The sequence below is a fragment of the Pseudonocardia sulfidoxydans NBRC 16205 genome, assembly GCF_007989085.1.
Classification (GTDB): domain Bacteria; phylum Actinomycetota; class Actinomycetes; order Mycobacteriales; family Pseudonocardiaceae; genus Pseudonocardia; species Pseudonocardia sulfidoxydans.
Map to the genome: position 1 here is coordinate 16282 of NZ_BJVJ01000063.1, position 18739 is coordinate 35020.

At 75.0% G+C, this 18739-nt stretch carries 18 protein-coding genes; 10 read left to right on the plus strand and 8 right to left on the minus strand.

Annotated features, from left to right (window positions below):
* Positions 1-50: 50 nt before the first annotated feature.
* Both PSU4_RS23600 and PSU4_RS23605 read left to right on the plus strand, forming a co-directional pair.
* A complete protein-coding gene (locus PSU4_RS23600) occupies positions 51-1055 on the plus strand; it encodes a GNAT family N-acetyltransferase (protein ID WP_147112565.1) in 1005 nt (334 codons plus the stop codon).
* 86 nt (positions 1056-1141) lie between these two features.
* Positions 1142-2161 carry an acyl-CoA desaturase gene (locus PSU4_RS23605; RefSeq protein WP_147112567.1) on the plus strand — a complete coding sequence of 340 codons (1020 nt, stop codon included), beginning with the start codon at positions 1142-1144 and terminating at the stop codon, positions 2159-2161.
* Here the strand turns inward: PSU4_RS23605 and PSU4_RS23610 are convergent.
* Positions 2083-2943 carry a diacylglycerol/lipid kinase family protein gene (locus PSU4_RS23610; RefSeq protein ID WP_147112570.1) on the minus strand — a complete coding sequence of 287 codons (861 nt, stop codon included), beginning with the start codon at positions 2941-2943 and terminating at the stop codon, positions 2083-2085. The two genes, PSU4_RS23605 and PSU4_RS23610, sit on opposite strands and share 79 nt — an antisense overlap.
* The gene (locus tag PSU4_RS23615) at positions 2940-4532 is read right to left on the minus strand and encodes an FAD-binding oxidoreductase (RefSeq protein WP_246115300.1); all 1593 of its coding nucleotides are present in this window, start codon (positions 4530-4532) and stop codon (positions 2940-2942) included. Before PSU4_RS23615 ends, PSU4_RS23610 begins: the two co-directional genes overlap by 4 nt.
* A gap of 16 nt (positions 4533-4548) precedes the next feature.
* Between PSU4_RS23615 and PSU4_RS23620 the strand changes: the two genes are divergently transcribed.
* Both PSU4_RS23620 and PSU4_RS23625 read left to right on the plus strand, forming a co-directional pair.
* Positions 4549-5133, plus strand: a complete 585-nt coding sequence (locus PSU4_RS23620) for a TetR/AcrR family transcriptional regulator (RefSeq protein WP_147112572.1) — start codon at positions 4549-4551, stop codon at positions 5131-5133.
* The gene (locus tag PSU4_RS23625; protein WP_147112575.1) at positions 5130-6614 is read left to right on the plus strand and encodes a glycerol-3-phosphate dehydrogenase/oxidase; all 1485 of its coding nucleotides are present in this window, start codon (positions 5130-5132) and stop codon (positions 6612-6614) included. Before PSU4_RS23620 ends, PSU4_RS23625 begins: the two co-directional genes overlap by 4 nt.
* A gap of 175 nt (positions 6615-6789) precedes the next feature.
* Here the strand turns inward: PSU4_RS23625 and PSU4_RS23630 are convergent, their stop codons facing one another.
* The 3 genes from PSU4_RS23630 to PSU4_RS23640 form a co-directional block, all read right to left on the minus strand.
* Positions 6790-7725, minus strand: coding sequence for a carbohydrate kinase family protein (locus PSU4_RS23630; protein ID WP_147112611.1), 936 nt, complete (start codon positions 7723-7725; stop codon positions 6790-6792).
* 156 nt (positions 7726-7881) lie between these two features.
* Entirely contained in the window at positions 7882-8250 is a 369-nt protein-coding gene (locus PSU4_RS23635) for a HesB/IscA family protein (protein ID WP_147112577.1), read from the minus strand.
* Between the two features lie 140 nt (positions 8251-8390).
* Entirely contained in the window at positions 8391-9512 is a 1122-nt protein-coding gene (locus PSU4_RS23640; protein ID WP_246115301.1) for a glycerate kinase family protein, read from the minus strand.
* Between the two features lie 45 nt (positions 9513-9557).
* On the opposite strand from PSU4_RS23640, the gene PSU4_RS23645 reads away from it, so the two are divergent.
* Genes PSU4_RS23645 through PSU4_RS23660 form a run of 4 tightly spaced genes read left to right on the plus strand, consistent with a single transcriptional unit; the run spans position 9558 to position 12562 of the window.
* The gene (locus PSU4_RS23645; protein WP_147112583.1) at positions 9558-10208 is read left to right on the plus strand and encodes a DUF3043 domain-containing protein; all 651 of its coding nucleotides are present in this window, start codon (positions 9558-9560) and stop codon (positions 10206-10208) included.
* A gap of 3 nt (positions 10209-10211) precedes the next feature.
* Positions 10212-10733 (plus strand): bifunctional adenosylcobinamide kinase/adenosylcobinamide-phosphate guanylyltransferase, encoded by a 522-nt coding sequence (locus PSU4_RS23650; protein WP_147112585.1) that lies wholly within the window; start codon positions 10212-10214, stop codon positions 10731-10733.
* A 21-nt stretch (positions 10734-10754) separates the two neighbouring features.
* Positions 10755-11810: a nicotinate-nucleotide--dimethylbenzimidazole phosphoribosyltransferase gene (locus tag PSU4_RS23655; protein WP_147112588.1), complete on the plus strand. Its 1056-nt coding sequence runs from the start codon at positions 10755-10757 to the stop codon at positions 11808-11810.
* Positions 11810-12562 (plus strand): adenosylcobinamide-GDP ribazoletransferase, encoded by a 753-nt coding sequence (locus PSU4_RS23660; RefSeq protein ID WP_147112591.1) that lies wholly within the window; start codon positions 11810-11812, stop codon positions 12560-12562. Before PSU4_RS23655 ends, PSU4_RS23660 begins: the two co-directional genes overlap by 1 nt.
* Here PSU4_RS23660 and PSU4_RS23665 read toward each other — a convergent pair whose 3' ends face one another.
* Positions 12563-13669 (minus strand): branched-chain amino acid aminotransferase, encoded by a 1107-nt coding sequence (locus PSU4_RS23665; protein WP_147112594.1) that lies wholly within the window; start codon positions 13667-13669, stop codon positions 12563-12565.
* Between the two features lie 49 nt (positions 13670-13718).
* Positions 13719-15002: an APC family permease gene (locus tag PSU4_RS23670; protein WP_147112597.1), complete on the minus strand. Its 1284-nt coding sequence runs from the start codon at positions 15000-15002 to the stop codon at positions 13719-13721.
* Between the two features lie 152 nt (positions 15003-15154).
* Here PSU4_RS23670 and PSU4_RS23675 point away from each other — a divergent pair, with 152 nt between their 5' ends.
* Complete coding sequence (locus tag PSU4_RS23675) at positions 15155-16672, plus strand: leucyl aminopeptidase (RefSeq protein ID WP_147112600.1); 1518 nt, start codon at positions 15155-15157, stop codon at positions 16670-16672.
* Positions 16673-16685: 13 nt separating this feature from the next.
* Here the strand turns inward: PSU4_RS23675 and PSU4_RS23680 are convergent, their stop codons facing one another.
* The gene (locus PSU4_RS23680) at positions 16686-17036 is read right to left on the minus strand and encodes an oxidoreductase (protein ID WP_147112603.1); all 351 of its coding nucleotides are present in this window, start codon (positions 17034-17036) and stop codon (positions 16686-16688) included.
* A 202-nt stretch (positions 17037-17238) separates the two neighbouring features.
* On the opposite strand from PSU4_RS23680, the gene lpdA reads away from it, so the two are divergent.
* Positions 17239-18621 (plus strand): dihydrolipoyl dehydrogenase, encoded by a 1383-nt coding sequence (gene lpdA, locus PSU4_RS23685; RefSeq protein WP_147112605.1) that lies wholly within the window; start codon positions 17239-17241, stop codon positions 18619-18621.
* Positions 18622-18739 lie beyond the last annotated feature (118 nt).

Sequence of the window (18739 nt, forward strand, 5' to 3'; positions counted from 1 at the left end):
ACCCGAAACTCGCTGGACGCGTGGGGCGCGACCGCAGGATCGTGACGGACATGACAACCGTCGCGGGCGTGCAGCTGACCCGGGTCGACGACGAGGCGGACCTGCGGGAGTGGTTCGACGTCGGCGCGGCGTCGGTCACCCACGACCGGCCCGGTGACCCGGCACGGTCCTGGGCCGGGCTGGTGTCCGAGCTGACCCGGCCATGGCCGGGACGCGACGTCGAGCGCTGGCTCGCCCGCCGCGACGGGGAGGCGGTGGCCGCGCTGCGGCTGGCGCTGCCCAACCGCGACAACCTGTCGTCGGCGCTCGTCGAGTGCGAGGTGGCACCGGCGCGGCGGCGGCGTGGCCTGGGCCGCGCCCTGCTCGCCCACGCCGCCGACCGGGCCCGCGCGCACGACCGCACGCGGCTCATCGTCGAGGTCCGCGCCGGCGGTCCGGGCGACGTCCTGATGCGGGCGCTGGGGGCCCGGCCCGCGTTGCGCGACCAGCGCCGCCGGCTGCCGCTGCCGCCCGCCGACCCGGACGCGCTCGCGGCACTGGAGGCCGCGGCAGTCGCCGCGTCGGTGGGCTACACCCTGGTCGGCTGGACCGGGGCCACGCCCGACGAGCACGTCGACGACATCGCCCGGCTGACCGCGCAGATGTCCACCGACGCGCCGTTCGACGACCTGCACTGGGAGCCCGAGACCTACGACGCCGACCGGATCCGGGAGGCCGACGCCGCGTTCGTGAGCCACGGGATGGTGCCGCTGGTCACGGCGGTTCGCGTCGGCGCCGACGGTCCGCTCGTGGCGTACTCGACGCTGTTCCACCGGGCCGAGACCCCGTGGCACGCGGGCCAGGGCGACACGCTCGTCGAGTCCGCCCACCGCGGGCACCGGCTCGGGATGCGGGTCAAGCTGGCCAACCTCACGCGGCTGCGGGAGTACGCGCCGCAGGTCACGGCCGTCGACACCTGGAACGCGGACAGCAACCCGTGGATGGTGTCGATCAACGAGGCGATGGGGTTCCGCCCCTACGACGCGTGGACGGAGTGGGAGCTCGACCTGGTGTGAGGGGGCCGACACCTCCGGTTATCCATACCCTGTGAAGACCGGCGGCCCGGCCTCCCCCGGCGCGCCGGAGCGGGTGGACTGGGGTCATGACGCCTCCTGCGACGTCCACCCTCCCGCCCCCGGCCCGCACCCCGCAGCCGCTGACCGACGGCCGCCGCAGCGGTCTCGAACACGCCCTGGTCCTCACGTTCGTCGCGGTCCCGCTGCTGGCGCTGGTCGCCGCCGTCCCGCTCGCGTGGGGCTGGGGCCTGTCCGTCGCCGACGTCGTGATCGCGCTCGTGTTCTACGTCGTCAGCGGGCTCGGGGTGACGGTGGGGTTCCACCGCTACTTCACGCACGGCTCGTTCAAGGCGAACCGGCCGCTGCGGATCGCGCTGGCGGTCGCGGGCAGCCTCGCGTTCCAGGGCACCGTCACCGGCTGGGTGGCCGACCACCGCCGCCATCACGCGTTCTCCGACAAGGCGGGCGACCCGCACTCGCCGTGGCTGTTCGGCACCGGGCCGCGCGCGCTGGCCCGCGGGATGTGGCACGCGCACGTCGGCTGGCTGTTCGAGCGTGACCGCACCAACGCCGCCCGTTTCGCCCCGGACCTGCTGGCCGACCGTGACATCGTCCGCGTCGACAAGGCGTTCCTGCCGTTGGCGATCGCGTCCCTCGTGCTGCCCGGCGTCGTCGGCGGGCTGGTCACGTGGTCGTTCGCGGGCGCGCTGACGGCGGTCTTCTGGGCCGGGCTCGTCCGGATCGCGCTGCTGCACCACGTGACGTGGTCGATCAACTCGATCTGCCACATGTGGGGCGACCGGCCCTTCGCGGCCCGCGACCGGTCGGTCAACGTGTGGTGGCTGGCGATCGCGTCGTTCGGCGAGTCCTGGCACAACCTTCACCACGCCGACCCGACGTGTGCCCGCCACGGCGTGAAACGCGGCCAGGTCGACCTCTCGGCCCTGGTGATCCGCGGCTTCGAGAAGGCCGGCTGGGCGACAGCGGTGCGCTGGCCGACGCCGCGGCGCCTCGAGCGGCTCGGCGCTCAGGCCAGCACGCGCAGGGCCGCCGGGCGCACCGTGACCGTCACCGATCCCGACGCCAGCGGCTCGCCGTCGGCGTGAACGGGCAGCGGACGGTCGGCCGTGAGCGTGACCGTCCGCGCCCGCCGGACCTCCACGTCGTCCCTGCCGACATGGGAACCGTCGTAGACGTGGCGCAGCGCCGCGAGCAGCGCCCAGCGCGACGAGTCCCGGATCATCAGGACGTCGAGCAGCCCGTCGTCGACCTCGGCGCTGGGCACGATGTGCATGCCGGCGCCGTACCAGCCGGAGTTGGCGACGACGACCGACCAGCCCCGCTCGGCCCACTCGACGCCGTCGAGAGTCAGCCGGAAACCTGCTGGTCGCGACGTGAGCAGCGCCCGCACCGCCGCGTATTGGTAGACGGCGCCGCCTGGCACCCGCGGCCGGGCGGCGACGATCTCCGAGGCCACCGAGTCGACGCCGGCGTACACGCTGCCCAGCACGGTGCGCCCGGCCGCCTCGATGACGTCGACGGCGCGTTCGTGCCCCTTCTCGACGACCGCGGCAGCCCCGGCCACGTCGGTGGGCAGGCCGAGCTGGCGGGCGAAGTCGTTGCCACGTCCGACTCCCACGATGCCCAGCAACCCACCGGTGTCCGCGACCGCTCCGGCGACGACGCCGGCGTGCCCGTCCCCGCCGACGGCGAGCACGGTCCGCCCGCCCTTCGCGGCGGCCGCGGCCAGCTCCCGGGCATGGGCACCGTCGCGACCCGCGACGACCTCGACACTGCCCCGGGGCAGCGCCGTGACCAGCTCGGCGGCCACCCGCCCCCCGGCACCGCGCCCCGCGGCCGGGTTGACGACCGCGGTGTACAGCCTCACGGCACGAGCACGCCGGGGTTGAGGATGCCCGCGGGGTCGAGCCGGGCCTTCACCGCGCGCAGCACCTCGACGCCCAGCGGCCCGATCTCGCGCTCCAGCCACGGCCGGTGCTCCGCGCCGACGCCGTGGTGGTGGGTGATCGTGCCGCCGCCCGCGACGATCGCGTCGGTGGCCGCCGTCTTGGCCACCGCCCACTGCGCGACGGGGTCGTCGGCCGCCTTCGCGACGACGGTGAAATACAGCGACGCGCCCGTCGGGTAGACGTGCGAGACGTGGCACATCACCAGCGGTGGGGTGTCCTGCGCCGACAGCGACGACACCAGCGCCGCGGTGACGGACTCCTTGAGCGCCACCAGGTTCGACCAGTTCGTGGCCGTCTCGCACGTCTCGGCGATCGCGCCGGCACCGAGGAGCGCGTCGCGCAGGTACGGGGCGTCGAAGCGGCCCTCGGCCCAGGTCTCGCCGACGGCGTCGTCGAGGCAGGCACCCCCGGCCGCGGCGAGCGCGTCGGCGCCGGCGGCGGCGAGCGCGTCGACGCCCGTCCCGCCGGGGACGCCGTCGTAGCCCGCGATCACGAGGCAGCCGCCCGCCTCCCGGCCGTGCAGGACGGCGTCGACACCGGTCTCGGCCTCGTCGGAGAGCCGCAGGACCGTCGGCAACGGGCCGCGTTGGGCGAGCTCGCGCAGCGCGGTGGCGCCCTCGGCGAACGAGCCGAACCGCCAGCCCTGGTACACCGACTTCTGCGGCGCGGGGTGCACGCGCAGCGTCAGCTCGGTGATCACACCGAACGCGCCCTCGGAGCCGAGGACGAGCTGGCGCAGGTCGGGCCCGGCGGCCGACGCCGGGCCGCGGCCCAGCTCGAGCGTGCCCTCCGGGGTGGCGACGGTCAGCGCGAGGACCATCTCGTCGAAACGGCCGTAGCCCGCCGACGCCTGGCCGGCCGACCGGGTCGCCGCGAACCCGCCGAGGCGGGCGTACTCGTAGGACTGCGGGAAGTGACCGAGGGTGAACCCCTTGGCGCCCAACAGCTCCTCGGCCTCGACGGCGAGCGTCCCGGCACGGAACGTCGCCGTCAGCGACTCCGTGTCGAGCGACACCAGCCCGGTGAGCCTGCGGACGTCGAGCGTGACGAGACCACCGAAGCCCTCACGCCGGGCGGCCAGCCCGCCGACCACCGACGTTCCACCCGCGAACGGGACCACCGCGACGTGGCGGCGCGCGCACGCCCCGAGGACACCGACGACCTCGTTGTGCGTGCCGGGCAGCACCACGGCGTCCGGGGCGTCCGGGGCGTCGCCGGAGCGCAGCCGCAGCAGGTCGGCCGTCGAGCGGCCGGCGGCGTGCTTGACCCGCGCGTCGTGGTGGGTGTGCAGGTTGGGCGGGCCGACGAACATCGCGAGCTCGGTGGCCACCGCCGGGTCCAGCTCGGACTCGGGCAGGCGGACCTGCGCGATCGGGACCGGTGTCCCATCGGCGGGTTGCACGCCCAGCGCCTGTTCCAGCAGGGTGAGCACGGCGGGTGGCAGGGTGACGGCTTTCCCCGGGTCTCCCCAGCCGGACCAGAGCATGTCGCGACGACGCGGCTTCACCGTTACACTGTGACATGTGACGTCCAGTCGTAACAAGTCGGGCGTGGTCACCCGACTCGACGACGCAGCGGTCCTCGACGCGGCCCGCGCCTGTGTGCTCGACGTCGGGGTCCGCCGCACCACCCTGTCCGACGTCGCCCGCCGCGCCGGCGTCTCCCGCATGTCGCTCTACCGCCGCTGGGACGGCGTCGACGCCCTCGTCGGCGACCTGCTCACCCGCGACCTGCTCGCCGCCGCCACCGGCCCTCTGGGAACGGACCGGGCCACGATCGTCACCCACGCCGTCGAGGTCTGCGAGACCCTGCGCCGCCATCGGCTCGTCCGCAAGATCGTCGACGTCGACCCCGAGCTCCTGCTCCCCTACCTGCTCCGCCGCCGCGGCCGCAGCAGCGACGCACTCCTCGCCCTGCTCACCGACGCGCTGACCGCCGCACAGGACGGCGGCACCGTCCGCGACGGCGACACGGCCGTCCTCGCCCGGTTCGTGCTGCTCACCGCCCAGTCCTACGTCCTGTCCGCCGGTGCCGTCACCGCCGGGACCCCCGCCGCGCAGCTGCCCACCGAACTGCACGCCCTCCTCGACGGCTACCTGCGGCCATGACCGGCACCGCCCTGCACGCCGCCCGCCGCGAACGCGAGCTCGTCGCACTCGGCGGCGGCGAGGTCGTCGACCTGCTCGTCGTCGGTCTCGGCGTCACCGGCACCGGAGTCGCGCTCGACGCCGCGAGCCGGGGCCTCACCGTCGCCGCCGTCGACGCCCACGACCTCGCCTTCGGCACCTCCCGCTGGAGCTCCAAGCTCGTCCACGGCGGACTGCGCTACCTCGCCTCCGGCCGCATCGGCGTCGCGTTCGCCAGCATGCGTGAACGCCGCGTCCTCCTCGAAACCGTTGCGCCCCATCTCGTCCGCCCCCTGCCGATGGTGCTGCCCGGCGACGGACGCCGCGCCCTGCTCACCGGTGCCGGCCTGCGCGGCGCCCAACTGCTCTCCCGCGCCGCCGGCACCCACCGCGACACCCTGCCCCCGCCCCGGCGCATCCGCGCCGCCGAGGCCCGGCAGCTCGTCCCCGCGCTGCGCGACACCGGTGAAGGCGCCTGGCTCTCCTACGACGGACAGCTCGTCGACGACGCGCGCCTCGTCGTCGCACTCGCCCGCACCGCCGCCGGGCACGGCGCGAAGATCCTCACCCGCTGCCGCGCCCTCAACGTCGCCGCCGACGGCGCCCTCGTCCACGACACCGTCGCCGACGCCCCCGTCCGGCTGCGCGCCCGCGCCGTCGTCAACGCCGCCGGGGTGTGGGCGGGCGGGCTCGTCGACGGCATCACCCTGCGCCCCTCACGCGGCAGCCACGTCGTGCTGCCCGCCGCCGCGCTCGGCAACCCCGCCGGCGCACTCACCGTCCCCATCGACGGGTCGCTCTCCCGCTACGCCTTCGCCCTCCCCCAGCCCGACGGGCTCGTCCACCTGGGGATCACCGACGAACCCGTCGACGGACCCGTCCCCGACGTGCCCGAGCCCACCGAACACGAGATCACCTTCCTGCTCGACGTCCTCAACGCAGCCCTCGCCACGCCCGTGCGGCGCGACCAGGTCCTCGGCGCCTACGCCGGGCTGCGCCCGCTGCTCGACGACGGCCGCCACAGCGGCGCCGACCTCTCCCGCAGACACGCCGTCCTCACCTCGCCGTCGGGGGTCGTGACGGTCGTCGGCGGCAAGCTGACCACCTACCGCGCCATGGCCGCCGACGCCGTCGACGCCGCGGGCACCGCCCGGGGGTTGTCGGCCGGGCCGAGCCGCACCGCCACGTTGGCGCTGGTCGGGGCCGGGCCCGTGCCCGCCGGGGTGCCGCCGCGGCTCGCGGCGCGCTACGGCAGCGAGGCCGCCGACGTCGCCGGCTGCGGCGACACCGACACGATCGCCGAGCAGGTGCCCGTCAGCCCCGCCGAGCTGCGCTGGGGCGTCACCCACGAGCTGGCCCTCGACGTCGACGACCTCCTCGACCGCCGCACCCGCGTCGGCCTCGTCCCCTCCCGCCGCGCGGTCGCCGAACCCGCTGCCAGAGCAGCCCTCGACCGGTCGTGAGTGGCGCCGCGCCGCAAAGTTGCACGAACGGCACAGTCGCGCAACTGAATGGCAGCAACGGGCCGTTCGTGCAACACCCCCGCGCCCACCCCCACCAGCACGAACGGCACAGTCGCGCAACTGAGTTGCGCGACTGTGCCGTTCGTTCGGGAAGGACGGAGCCCCGGGAGCAGGGTCAGGCGGGGAGGAGGGGCTCCAGCTCGCGGGCGGCGTCGGGGCCGTAGGCGTCGCGGAGACGGTCGAGGCCGGAGGCCCTGTCGTAGGTCCACTCCTGCGGGCCGTCGGTCTCCAGCACCCAGACCGCGACGAGCGACCCGAGCTGGGCGGCGCGCTCCAGGGACAGCCCACGGGCGGTGGCGGCGAGGAAACCGGCGCGGAAGGCGTCGCCGACACCGGTCGGGTCGACCTTGCCGGTCTCGGGGACGACGCCGACCTTCAGCTCGGTGCCGTCGCGACCCACGATCTGGACGCCGTTCTCGCCGAGTGTGGTGACCCGGATGTCGACCTGCTCGCGGACCTGCTCCTCGGTCCAGCCGGTCTTGCGGAGCAGGAGCTCGAACTCGTAGTCGTTGGTGAGCAGGTAGCGGGCGCCCTCGACGAGGCGGCGGATCTCGGGGCCCTCCATGCGGGCGAGCTGCTGGGAGGGGTCGGCGGCGAAGGCGTAGCCGCGCTCGCGGCACTCCTCGGTGTGGCGCAGCATCGCGGCGGGGTCGTTGGCGCCGACCAGCACGAGGTCGACGGCCGGGGCGCGCGAGACGACGGGGGCGAGCTCGATGTCACGGGCCCGGGACATGGCGCCGGCGTAGAAGGACGCGATCTGGCACATGTCGTCGTCGGTGGTGCAGACGAACCGGGCGGTGTGGACGTCGTCGTGGACGTGGACACCGCTGGTGTCGACGCCGTGGCGCTCCAGCCAGGAGCGGTAGTCGCCGAAGTCGGAGCCGACGGCGCCGACGAGGACGGGCGACTGGCCCAGCACGCCGAGGGCGAAGGCGATGTTGCCGGCGACGCCGCCCCGGCGGACGACGAGGTCGTCGACGAGGAAGCTCAGCGAGATCCGCTGGAGCTGTTCGGCGACGAGCTGGTCGGCGAACTTCCCCGGGAAGTGCATGAGGTGGTCGGTGGCGATGGACCCGGTCACGGCGACAGTCACGACGCACCACCTTACCTGCGGACGCACGACGGCCCCCGACCGCGCGAGGGCGGCGGGGGCCGTCGTTGCCCGTTCAGGAACCCGTGTCGTCCGGTCGTACCCCGCGGGGCGGGATCAGTTGAACGAGTCGCCGCAGGCGCAGGAGCCGCCGGCGTTGGGGTTGTCGATCGTGAAGCCCTGCTTCTCGATGGTGTCGACGAAGTCGATGACCGCGCCCTGCAGGTAGGGGGCGCTCATCCGGTCGACGCCGACCTTGAGCCCGCTGAAGTCGCGGAACAGGTCGCCGTCGAGCTCGCGGTCGTCGAAGAAGAGCTGGTAGCGCAGGCCGGCGCAGCCCCCGGGCTGGACGGCGATGCGCAGGTGCATGTCGTCGCGGCCCTCCTGCTCGAGCAGGAGGCGCGCCTTGCCGGCGGCGGAATCGGTCAGCTCGACGCCGTGCGTCTCGGTGGCGGCGTCGGTCTGGACGGTGTTCTCGACGGTCATGTCTCTCCCAACACGAGCACGGGCCGAACTCATTCCCACCGGACTGCTCCGGTTCCCCCAGTGTAGGCCGGGCTCCGACGGTCGTCGCGTTCCCTGCTCAGGAGGGTGGTAAAAGCCACGCTCGGACCGGTCTGCGCAGGTCAGTGGCTCCACTGGCGGGCGACCCGGGCGGCGAGCGCGGTCAGCGTCCCCGACGGGTCGGCCATGGAGGCCTCGACGCCACCGGCGTCGTCGGCCACGGACCAGGCGGCGTCGACGCCCGCGGCAGCGGCCTCGCGGCGCCCGACCGACACCTGACCGGCGAGGACGAGGCAGGGCACGCCGCGGTCGGCGGCGGCGCGGGCGACGGTGGTGACGAGCTTGCCGCGCAACGACTGCCAGTCGAAGCTGCCCTCCCCCGTGACGGCGAGGCCGGCACCGTCGCCGGCGATGTCGTCGAGGGCGGCGTCGAGCCCGACGAGCTCGCGGACGAGCCCGGCACCGGAGACGCGGCTCGCGCCCAGGGCGAGCAGCGCCGCCCCCATGCCGCCGGCGGCGCCGGCGCCCTGCTCGTCGCGGACGTCGGTGCCCAGCGCGGCGGCGAGGACGTCGGCGAAGACGGCGAGGGCGGCGTCGAGGTCGGCGACGGCGACGTCGTCGGCACCCTTCTGCGGGCCGAAGACCGCGGCGGCGCCGTGCGTGCCGAGCAGCGGGTTGTCGACGTCGGCGGCCGCGACCAGGCGGGCACCGCCGAGGTCGACGGGGCCGTCGAGCCGGACGCAACGTCGCAGGGAGGCGCCGCCGTCGGGCAGTGGGCTGCCGTCGGCGTCGACCGCGACCGCGCCGAGGACGGCGAGCATCCCGGCGCCGCCGTCGGTGGTCGCGGACCCGCCGAGGCCGACGACGATCTCGGCCACGCCGGCGTCGCGTGCGGCGACGAGCAGTTCGCCGACACCCCTGGTCGTGGCGGCCCGCGCGACGGAAGGGGTGCGGTCGGGCCGGGGGACGTGCTGGAGCCCGCACGCGGAGGCGGACTCGACGTAGGCGGTGTCGCCGACCTGCAGCCAGGAGCCCTCGACGGGTTCGCCGAGGGGCCCGGTGACCGTCAGCGTGTGCACGGTGCCGCCGAGGGCGGTGTGCAGCACGTCGAGGAAGCCGGTACCGCCGTCGGCGAGGGGCATCGAGACGACGTCGTCGCCCGGTGCCGCCTCGTTCCACCCCCTCGCGATCGCCGCCGCGGCCGCCGAGGCACTGAGCGTGCCGCCGAATGAGTCTGGAGCCACCACCACCCGCACGTCACGCAGGCTATCGCCCGTAGTCTGTGGTTCGTGAGGTTCCTGCGCCGCTCCGACGAGTCCACCGGCACCGCCGCCGACACCACCGAGGGTGCGGACGCGGGCGCCACCGCGGAGGACGTCTCCCTGCCGAAGGGTCAGACGGCCGGGAAGGGCCGGGCCACGCCGAAGCGCCGCGACGCGCAGTCGGCCGCGCGCCGTCCCGCCACGCCGGCGCCGCGCACCCGCAAGGAGGCGTCGGCGTACGCGAAGGCGAACCGGCCGACGAAGGACGCCCGTCGTGCGGCGGCCGCCGAGCGTCGCGCCCGGATGGACGCGGGCGACGACCGCTACCTGCTGCCGCGTGACCGTGGCCCGGTGCGCGCCTACATCCGGGACGTGATCGACTCGCGCCCGCACCTCGTCGGCATGTTCATGCCGCTCGCGATCCTGGTGCTGATCGCGGTCGTGCTGCCGGTGCCGGCGATCCAGCAGTACCTCAGCCTGTTCTGCCTGCTCGCGCTCGTGGTGATGATCGGTGAGGGCGTGATCCTCGCGCTCACGACGACCCGCAAGGCCCGCGCGAAGTTCCCCGGGGAGCACATCGGCGCGCTCGGCACCGGCTGGTACTGCTTCACCCGGGCCAGCCAGGTGCGCAAGCTGCGCGTCCCCAAGCCGCGCGTGCAGCGCGGCGCCACCGTCTGACCCGTGCCCGCCACGCTCGTCCTCGGGGGCACCCGGTCGGGCAAGTCCGCGCACGCCGAGGGGCTGCTGCCCGCCGACGTGCCGGTCCGCTACTGCGCGACGGCGCGGCGCATCCCCGGCGACGCGGAGTGGGACGCCCGCATCGCCGCGCACGTCGCCCGGCGCCCGGCGCACTGGACGACCGTCGAGGACCCCGACCTCGTCGCCGAGCTCGCCCGGCCCGGGACCGTCATGGTCGACGACCTCGCGACGTGGCTGACCGGCGTCCTCGACGACGCGCACGCCTGGGCGGCGCGGCCCACCCCGCCGCAGGTCGGTCGGACCGTCGACGCCCTGGTCGGTGCGGTGGGAGGCGCCGCCGGCACCGTCGTGCTCGTGTCGGCGGAGGTGGGCCTGGGCGTCGTCCCCGAGACCCGCGCGGGCCGGATGTTCCGCGACGAGCTGGGCGCGCTCAACGCCGCCCTGGCCGCCGTGTGCGACGAGGTGGTGCTGCTCGTGGCCGGGCTGCCGCTCCGGCTGAAATGACGGCCGGGTATTAAGACGTTCATGGTCGACCCTGCCGTCGCGGAGCTGCCCGCGGTCCCCGCCCCGAACATCGAGGCCCGCCGGGAGGCCGTGGCCCGGCACGAGGCACTCGCGGTGCCCGTCGGCGGGCTGGGGGTGCTCGCCGAGCTGGGTTGCTGGCTCGCCGCCGCGCAGGGGGTGTGCCCGCCGCGGGCGCCGGGACGGCCGCGTGCCGTCGTGGTGGCGGCCGACCACGGGATCGCGGCCGCCGGGGTCTCCGCCTACCCGGCGGGGACGACGCAGCGCCAGGCGGCCGCGGCCCGCGACCGGGTGCTGCCGGCGGCGGTCGTCGCCGACGTGGCGGGGGCGTCGGTGCGGGTCGTCGACGTCGGCCTCGACACCCCCGATCCCGCCGACGAGCGCTACCGCGTCCGCCGTGGCAGCGGCCGCATCGACCACGAGGACGCTCTCACCGCCGACGAGACCGACGCCGCGCTGCGGATCGGGCGCGCGCTGGCCGACGAGGAGGTCGACGCGGGCGCCGACCTGCTGGTCCCGGCGTCGCTGGGGGTCGGGGCGACCACGGCGGCGTCGACGATCACGGCGGCCGTCACCGGGCTGGAGCCGGTCGTCGTGGTGGGCCGGGGCAGCGGGATCGGCGACGACGCCTGGATGCGCAAGGCCGCCGCGATCCGTGACGCGTTGCGCCGCACCAGGTCCGTGCGTCGTGATCCGGTCGGGCTGCTGCGCGTCGCGGGCGGCGCCGACCTGGCGGTGCTCACCGGGTTCCTGCTGCAGGCGTCGCTGCGGCGCACGCCGGTGCTCGTCGACGGGCTCGTCGTGATCGCGGCGGCGACCCTCGCCGAGCAGCTCGCCCCTGGCGCGCGGCAGTGGTGGCTGGCCGCGCAGCGCTCCCCGGAGCCCGCCGCCGACGCGCTGCTGGCCCGGCTGCAGCTGGAGCCGGTCCTCGACCTGGGCGTTCGGGTCGGCGACGGCACCGGCGCGCTCGCGCTGCTGCCGATGCTGACGATGGCGGCGCGGCTGCTCACCGACACGGCGACGGCCGCCGACAGCGGGATCGCCCCCGCGCGCGTGTGATGGGCGGGCTGGCGCTCGCCCTGTCCTGGTTGACGGTGCTGCCCGTCCGCACCGGCGCCCCGACCCCGGCGGTGGCCGCGGCCGCGCTGCGCTGGGCGCCGCTGGTCGGCGCGCTGGTCGGCGCGGTGTCGGGGCTGGTCGCGGCGGGTCTGGTCCTCGCTGGGGTCCCGGCGCTGGTCGCCGGACTGCTCGCCGTCGCGATGGCGGCGCTCGCGACGCGCGGGATGCACGTCGACGGGCTCGCCGACACCGCCGACGGCCTCGGCTGCTACGGACCGCCCGAGCGGTCGCTGGCCGTGATGCGCGACGGTGGGGCGGGCCCGTTCGGCGTCGTCACCCTGATCGTGGTGCTGGGGACGCAGGCCGCGGCGTTCGCCACGCTCGCCGCGGGCGGGGTCGCGGTCACGGCCGCCGCCGGGGCCCTCGCCGGCGCCGCCGGCCGGGCCGGGTTCGCCTGGTGCGCCCGCCGCGGCGTGCCCGCGGCACGGCCGGGCGGGCTGGGTGCGACCGTCGCCGGGACGCAGCCCTGGTGGGTCGCCGTCGCCTGGTGGGCGGTGCTCGCCGCCGCGGCCACGTGGCTGGTCCCGGCCCGGTGGCCGGGCGTGCTCGCCGTCGCCGTGGCGGCGCTGCTGGTCGCCGGGCTGTCGGCGCACACCCGGCGCCGCTTCGGTGGCACCACCGGGGACGTGCTGGGCGCGGCGTCGGAGCTCGGCGTCACCGCCGTGATCGTGGTCCTCTCCGCGGTCCTCTGATCAGGGGCGGTGCAGCGTCGTCATCCAGGAGTTGGTGTCGGGCGCGAGACCCCGCTGGATGTCGGTGAGCAGCTTGCGCAGCGTCAGGGTGATCGGGCCCGGCTCCCCGCCGCCGACGACGACCTCGCCGCCGGTGTGCTTGACCTTGCCGATGGGCGTGATCACCGCGGCCGTGCCACACCCGAACACCTCGGTGATCGTCCCGTCGGCCGCGCCCTGCAGCCACTCGTCACCCGAGACCTTGCGCTCGGTGACCTCGCAGCCGATCTCCTTGGCCAGCACCAGCAGCGAGTCGCGGGTGACACCGGCGAGGATGCTGCCGGTGAGCGTCGGCGTCACGATCTCGGCGTGCTCACCGGAACCGACGACGAAGAACAGGTTGTTGGAGCCCATCTCGTCGACCCACTTGCGCTCCTCGGCGTCGAGGTAGGCGACCTGGGCACACCCGTGCGCGGCGCCCTCGGCCTGCGGGAGCAGCGACGCCGCGTAGTTGCCGCCGCACTTCGCGCCGCCGGTGCCGCCGAGCGCGGCGCGGGTGTACTCGGTGGACAGCCACACGTCGACGGGCTTGACCCCGCCGGTGAAGTACGGGCCCGCGGGCGAGGCGATGAGCATGTAGAGGTACTCCGCCGCGGGGCGCACACCCAGGCCGACCTCGGTGGCCAGCATGAACGGCCGCAGATACAGCGAGTCCTCCGTGCCGGCCTCCGGCACCCACGCGTGGTCGGCGGCCATCAGCTCGGTCAGCGAGTCGAGGAACAGCTCGTCGGGCAGCTCGGCCATCGCGAGCCGGGCCGACGACGTGCGGAACCGCGCCGCGTTGGCCTCCGGGCGGAACGAGGCGATCGACCCGTCGGGCTGGCGATAGGCCTTGAGGCCCTCGAAGATCTCCTGGCCGTAGTGCAGGACCATCGACGCCGGGTCGAACGAGATCGGGCCGTACGGGACGACGGACGGATCGTGCCAGCCCTGGCCCTGCGTCCAGCGGATGGTGACCATGTGGTCGGTGAAGTACCGGCCGAACCCGGGGTCGGCCAGAATCCCGGCGCGGCGCTCGTCGGAGGCCGGGGCGGGGTTCTGGACACGAGTGAAGGCCGTCGCGCTCATGAGCAAACGGTAACCCGTCGGACAAGTCCGAATGTCGGACGTCCGAGGATCAGTCGGCGGGCGGCGTGGTGTGCGCGCCCCAGCGCACGACGAGCGTGCACAGCAACCAGCCACCGAGCAGCGCGGCCGCGGTGATCAGCACGCTGCGCAGCGGCAGGAACACCGCGAGGCCGACGCACAGCACCACCCCGAGCAGCGACATCCACACCGGCCAGCGCCGCCGCGCCCGCGGCAGCCGCAGCGCCGCCACGTTGATCAGCGCGTAGTGCACCAGCGTCGCGCACGCCGACAGCGCGATGGCGGCGACCGGGCCCGCCAGGATCGCGACGACGATCGCCAGCACCGCGCCCACGATGTCGGCGGGCCAGGGGTTCTGCCGAGACCCGACGCGGGTGAACACCTTGGGCAGCTCACCGCGGCGGGCCATCTCGCGCATCGTGCGGCTCGTCGTGACCAGCACCGACAGCAGCGCAGCCCCCGACGCCACCGCGGCACCGATGCGCACCAGCACCCCGAGCGCGGGCGCCTGCCCGGTGTCGACGAGCGCCACCAGCGGTGCGTGCTCGGCCGCGAGCCGGTCGACCCCCAGGCCGACGAGCAGCGCGCCGGCGACCGCGACGTAGGTGACCGTCAGGACCGCGAAGGAGATGACGACGGCACGGCGCAGCGACCGGTCGGGGTCGCGCAGTTCCTCCCCGATCGTCGCGACCCGGGAGTAGCCGGCGAATGCGAAGAACACGATGCCCGCCGCCGTCACCACACCCAGCGGGCCGGGGACGACCTGGACCGGCACCGGCGAGTCGGCGACCGGGGACGCGGACACCCCCGTCGACCCGCCCGGGCCGAGCAGCCCCACCACCACCACGACGGCCAGCACCGCCAGCGTCCCGCCGACCAGCAGCCACGCCGTGCCCGGCGACCACCGCACCCCGGCGACGGTCATCGCCGACACCACCACGATGACCACGACCGCGCAGACCACCGGGTGCGCCGGCAGCACGTAGGTGCCGAACACCCCCGCCGCCGCGGCCGCCGACGACACCTTCCCGACGAGGAAAGCCACCCCGGCGAGCCGGCCCGTCCCCGGCGAGAGCCGTTCACGGGTGTAGACGTAGCCGCCGCCGCTCTCCGGGTGCGCGACGGCGAGATCGGCCGTCGACGCCGTGTTGCACAGTGCCGTCACCGCGGCGAGCGCCACCGCGAGGAGCAGCCAGCTGCCGCCGACGGCGGCCGCGGGCGAGAACGCGGCGAACACACCCGCGCCCAGCATCGCCGCCAGACCGAGGGCGACCGCGTCGGCCGTTCCGAGGCGCCGGGTCAGTGACGACAACACGCCCACAGCCTTGCACCCGGGCCCGCGCCGACGGGCGCCGCCGAGGTGTCATTAGCATTTCGAAGCGGTCTCACCCCGCGCCCGCGAGCGCCGAGGAGCCGTTCCCACCGGCCCGTCACCCGTCCGGGCCGCTCGTCGCGACAGGGAGTCACGTGGCAACCGAACTGCGCACCAGCACCGTCTCCGCCGCCGAGGTCGATGCCGACGCCGTCGTCGTCGGCCTCCTGCAGGGTTCCGGCGACGCCGGCCCCACCCTCGCGCCCGGCGCCGAGGAGATCGCCGCCGCCTTCGGCGCGAACGGCGAGCTCGTCGCCGAGCTGGTGCTGCTGGGCGCGACCGGCAAGGCCGAGGAGGTCGTGCGGCTCACCTCCCGCGGGGCCGTCGCCGCGCCGCTCGTCGTGTCCGTCGGGCTCGGCCGCGTGTCCGGCGACGCCCCCGGCGCCGAGCAGGTGCGCCGTGCCGCCGGTGCCGCGAGCCGCGCCCTGTCCGGGACCGCGCGGGTGGCCAGCACCCTCGGCCGCATCGACGCCACCGCCGCGACCGAGGGATCGCTGCTCGGGGCGTACACGTTCCGGGAGTACCGCAGCAACGGCGACGCCAAGCCGCCCGTCGGCACCATCGAGCTCCTGCTCCCCTCCTCCGACGGCGCCGACGGCGACACCGCCGCGCAGGACGCCGTGACCACGGCGGTCGCCGTCGCCGGGGCCGTCACCACCGCCCGCGACCTCATCAACACACCGCCCAACGACCTCTACCCCGCCTCGTTCGCCGAGCGCGCGAAGGTACTCGGCGAGGCCGCCGGGCTGACCGTCGAGGTCCTCGACGACACCGCGCTCGCCGAGGGCGGCTACGGCGGCGTCCTCGGCGTCGGGCAGGGCTCCTCGCGCAAGCCGCGGCTCGTCCGCCTCGTCTGGGCGGGTGGCGACGCCCCGCGCGCCAAGGTCGCGCTCGTCGGCAAGGGCATCACGTTCGACACCGGCGGCATCTCCATCAAGCCCGCCGCCGGCATGGACCACATGACCTCCGACATGTCCGGCGCCGCGGCCGTCGTCGCCACCACCGTGCTGGCCGCGACGCTGAACCTGCCCGTGGCCGTCACCGCCACCGTGCCGATGGCCGAGAACATGCCCAGCGACACCGCCTACCGCCCCGGCGACGTGCTGCGCATGTACGGCGGCAAGACCGTCGAGGTCCTCAACACCGACGCCGAGGGCCGGCTCGTCCTCGCCGACGCCATCGTCCGCGCCGCCGAGGACGACCCCGACTACCTCGTCGAGACCTCGACGCTCACCGGCGCCCAGATGGTCGCCCTCGGCACCCGCACGGCCGGGATCATGGGCACCGACGACCTGCGTGACCGCATCGCCGCGCACGCCCGCGCCGTCGGTGAGGACGGCTGGGCGATGCCGCTGCCCGAGCACCTGCGCCCCGAGCTCGACTCCCGCGTCGCCGACCTGGCCAACGTCACCGGCGCCCGCTGGGGCGGCATGCTCGCCGCCGGGATCTTCCTCGGCGAGTTCGTGCCCGCCGACCTGCCGTGGGCACACATCGACATCGCGGGTCCGTCGTTCAACACCGGCGGTGCCTGGGGTTACACCGGCAAGGGCGGCACCGGTGTCCCGGTGCGCACCCTGTGGGCGCTGCTGGGCGACATCGCCGAGAACGGCTGAGCCGTTCCCGGGGTCACCTCTCGAGGTCCTCGCGGCGACGACGCTCGCGCAGCACCCGCTCGCGGGCGTCGTGGTCGCGCATCCGCTGCGGGTAGCCGACGATCTGCACGTCGTAGACGGGCAGCCTCAACGACCGCGCCAGCCTGCGGGCGCCCTCCGGCCCGCCGACGCGCCGGCGCGTCCAGCTGCCGTCGGCGGCGACCATCACGGCCGTCGTGTCCGTCACAGTGGTCCGCGGCTCCACGAACATCTCGACGCCCCGGTGCGCGGCCGCCCACGCACGCAGGTGCGCCTCGTCGGCCTCGGGGACCCGGCGGCCCGCACGCGCGGCCCGTGACCGTCGCAACCTGCTGACCAGGCCCATCCCGTCCGCCTCCGCCCGCGAGGGTCCGATCCCGGCGACACCCGCCCGGTCCGTCGGCGACGTCGCAGCCCCGCACCGTGCACAACGGCCGGCACGCCCCGTTTTCTCCCGGCCCTGCACCCACCTCCTCGCGCCAGAGTGACAAGATGAGCGCGCCTGCGGCGCGAGACCCGCGCCCAGCCCCGCGAGGAGGAATGTCACGGTGCCCGAGCACAACGCCGACCTGGTGGTTCTCGGCGGCGGATCCGGCGGTTACGCGGCGGCGCTGCGCGCGGCCGAGCTGGGGATGTCCGTCGTCCTGGTCGAGAAGGACAAGCTCGGCGGCACCTGCCTGCACCGCGGCTGCATCCCCACCAAGGCCCTGCTGCACGCGGCCGAGGTGGCCGACGCGGCGGCCGAGGGCACCAAGATCGGCGTGCGCAGCACGTTCGAGGGCATCGACATGGCCGGCGTCAACTCCTACAAGGACGGTGTCGTCAGCCGGCTCTACAAGGGACTGCAGGGGCTCGTGAAGTCCCGCAAGATCGAGCTGGTGCAGGGTGCGGGCACCTTCGTCGCCCCCAACGCGATCGATGTGGACGGTGAGCGCTACGTCGGCCGCAACGTCGTCCTCGCCACCGGCTCCTACGCCCGCTCGCTGCCCGACCTCGAGATCGGCGGCCGGATCATCACCTCCGACCAGGCGCTGACCCTCGACGAAGCCCCCCGGAAGGTCGTCGTACTGGGCGGCGGCGTGATCGGCGTCGAGTTCGCCAGCGTCTGGCGTTCGTTCGGGGCCGAGGTCACCGTCGTCGAGGCCCTGCCTCGGCTCGTCCCCAACGAGGACGCATTCGCCTCCAAGCTCCTCGAGCGGGCGTTCCGCAAGCGCAAGATCGCGTTCAAGACCGGCGTCCGGTTCACCGGGGCCAAACAGGACGACAACGGCGTGACCGTCAGCCTCGAGTCCGGTGAGGAGATCGAGGCCGACCTGCTGCTCGTCGCCGTCGGCCGCGGCCCGAACACCACCGGCCACGGCTACGAGGAGGCCGGCGTGACCATGGAGCGCGGCTTCGTCCTCACCGACGACCGCCTGCGCACCAACGTCGGGGGCGTCTACGCCGTCGGCGACATCGTCCCCGGCCTGCAGCTCGCGCACCGCGGCTTCGCCCAGGGCATCTTCGTCGCCGAGGACATCGCCGGGCTCAACCCGCCGCCCATCGACGAGGCCGGCATCCCCCGCGTCACCTACTGCGAGCCGGAGGTCGCGTCCGTCGGCCTGACCGAGGAGCAGGCCCGCGAGCGCCACGGCGAGGTCCAGACGCTGACCTACGACCTCGGCGGCAACGGCAAGTCCCAGATCCTGCAGACCTCGGGCGCGATCAAGCTGGTCAAGGCCGGCGCCGAGGGCACTCCCGGGCCGGTCGTCGGCCTGCACATGGTCGGCGCCCGCGTGGGCGAGCTGATCGGTGAGGCGCAGCTGATCTACAACTGGGACGCCACGGCCGAGGACGTCGCCGCGTTGATCCACGCCCACCCGACCCAGAACGAGGCGCTGGGTGAGGCACACCTCGCCCTGGCCGGAAAGCCGTTGCACACCCACGGCTGACGGCCGCCGATACCGCTCACAACGCGTAGACATCGAAGGAGCTCCGACCCGCTATGGCCTTCTCAGTCCAGATGCCCGCCCTCGGTGAGAGCGTCACCGAGGGCACGGTCACCCGATG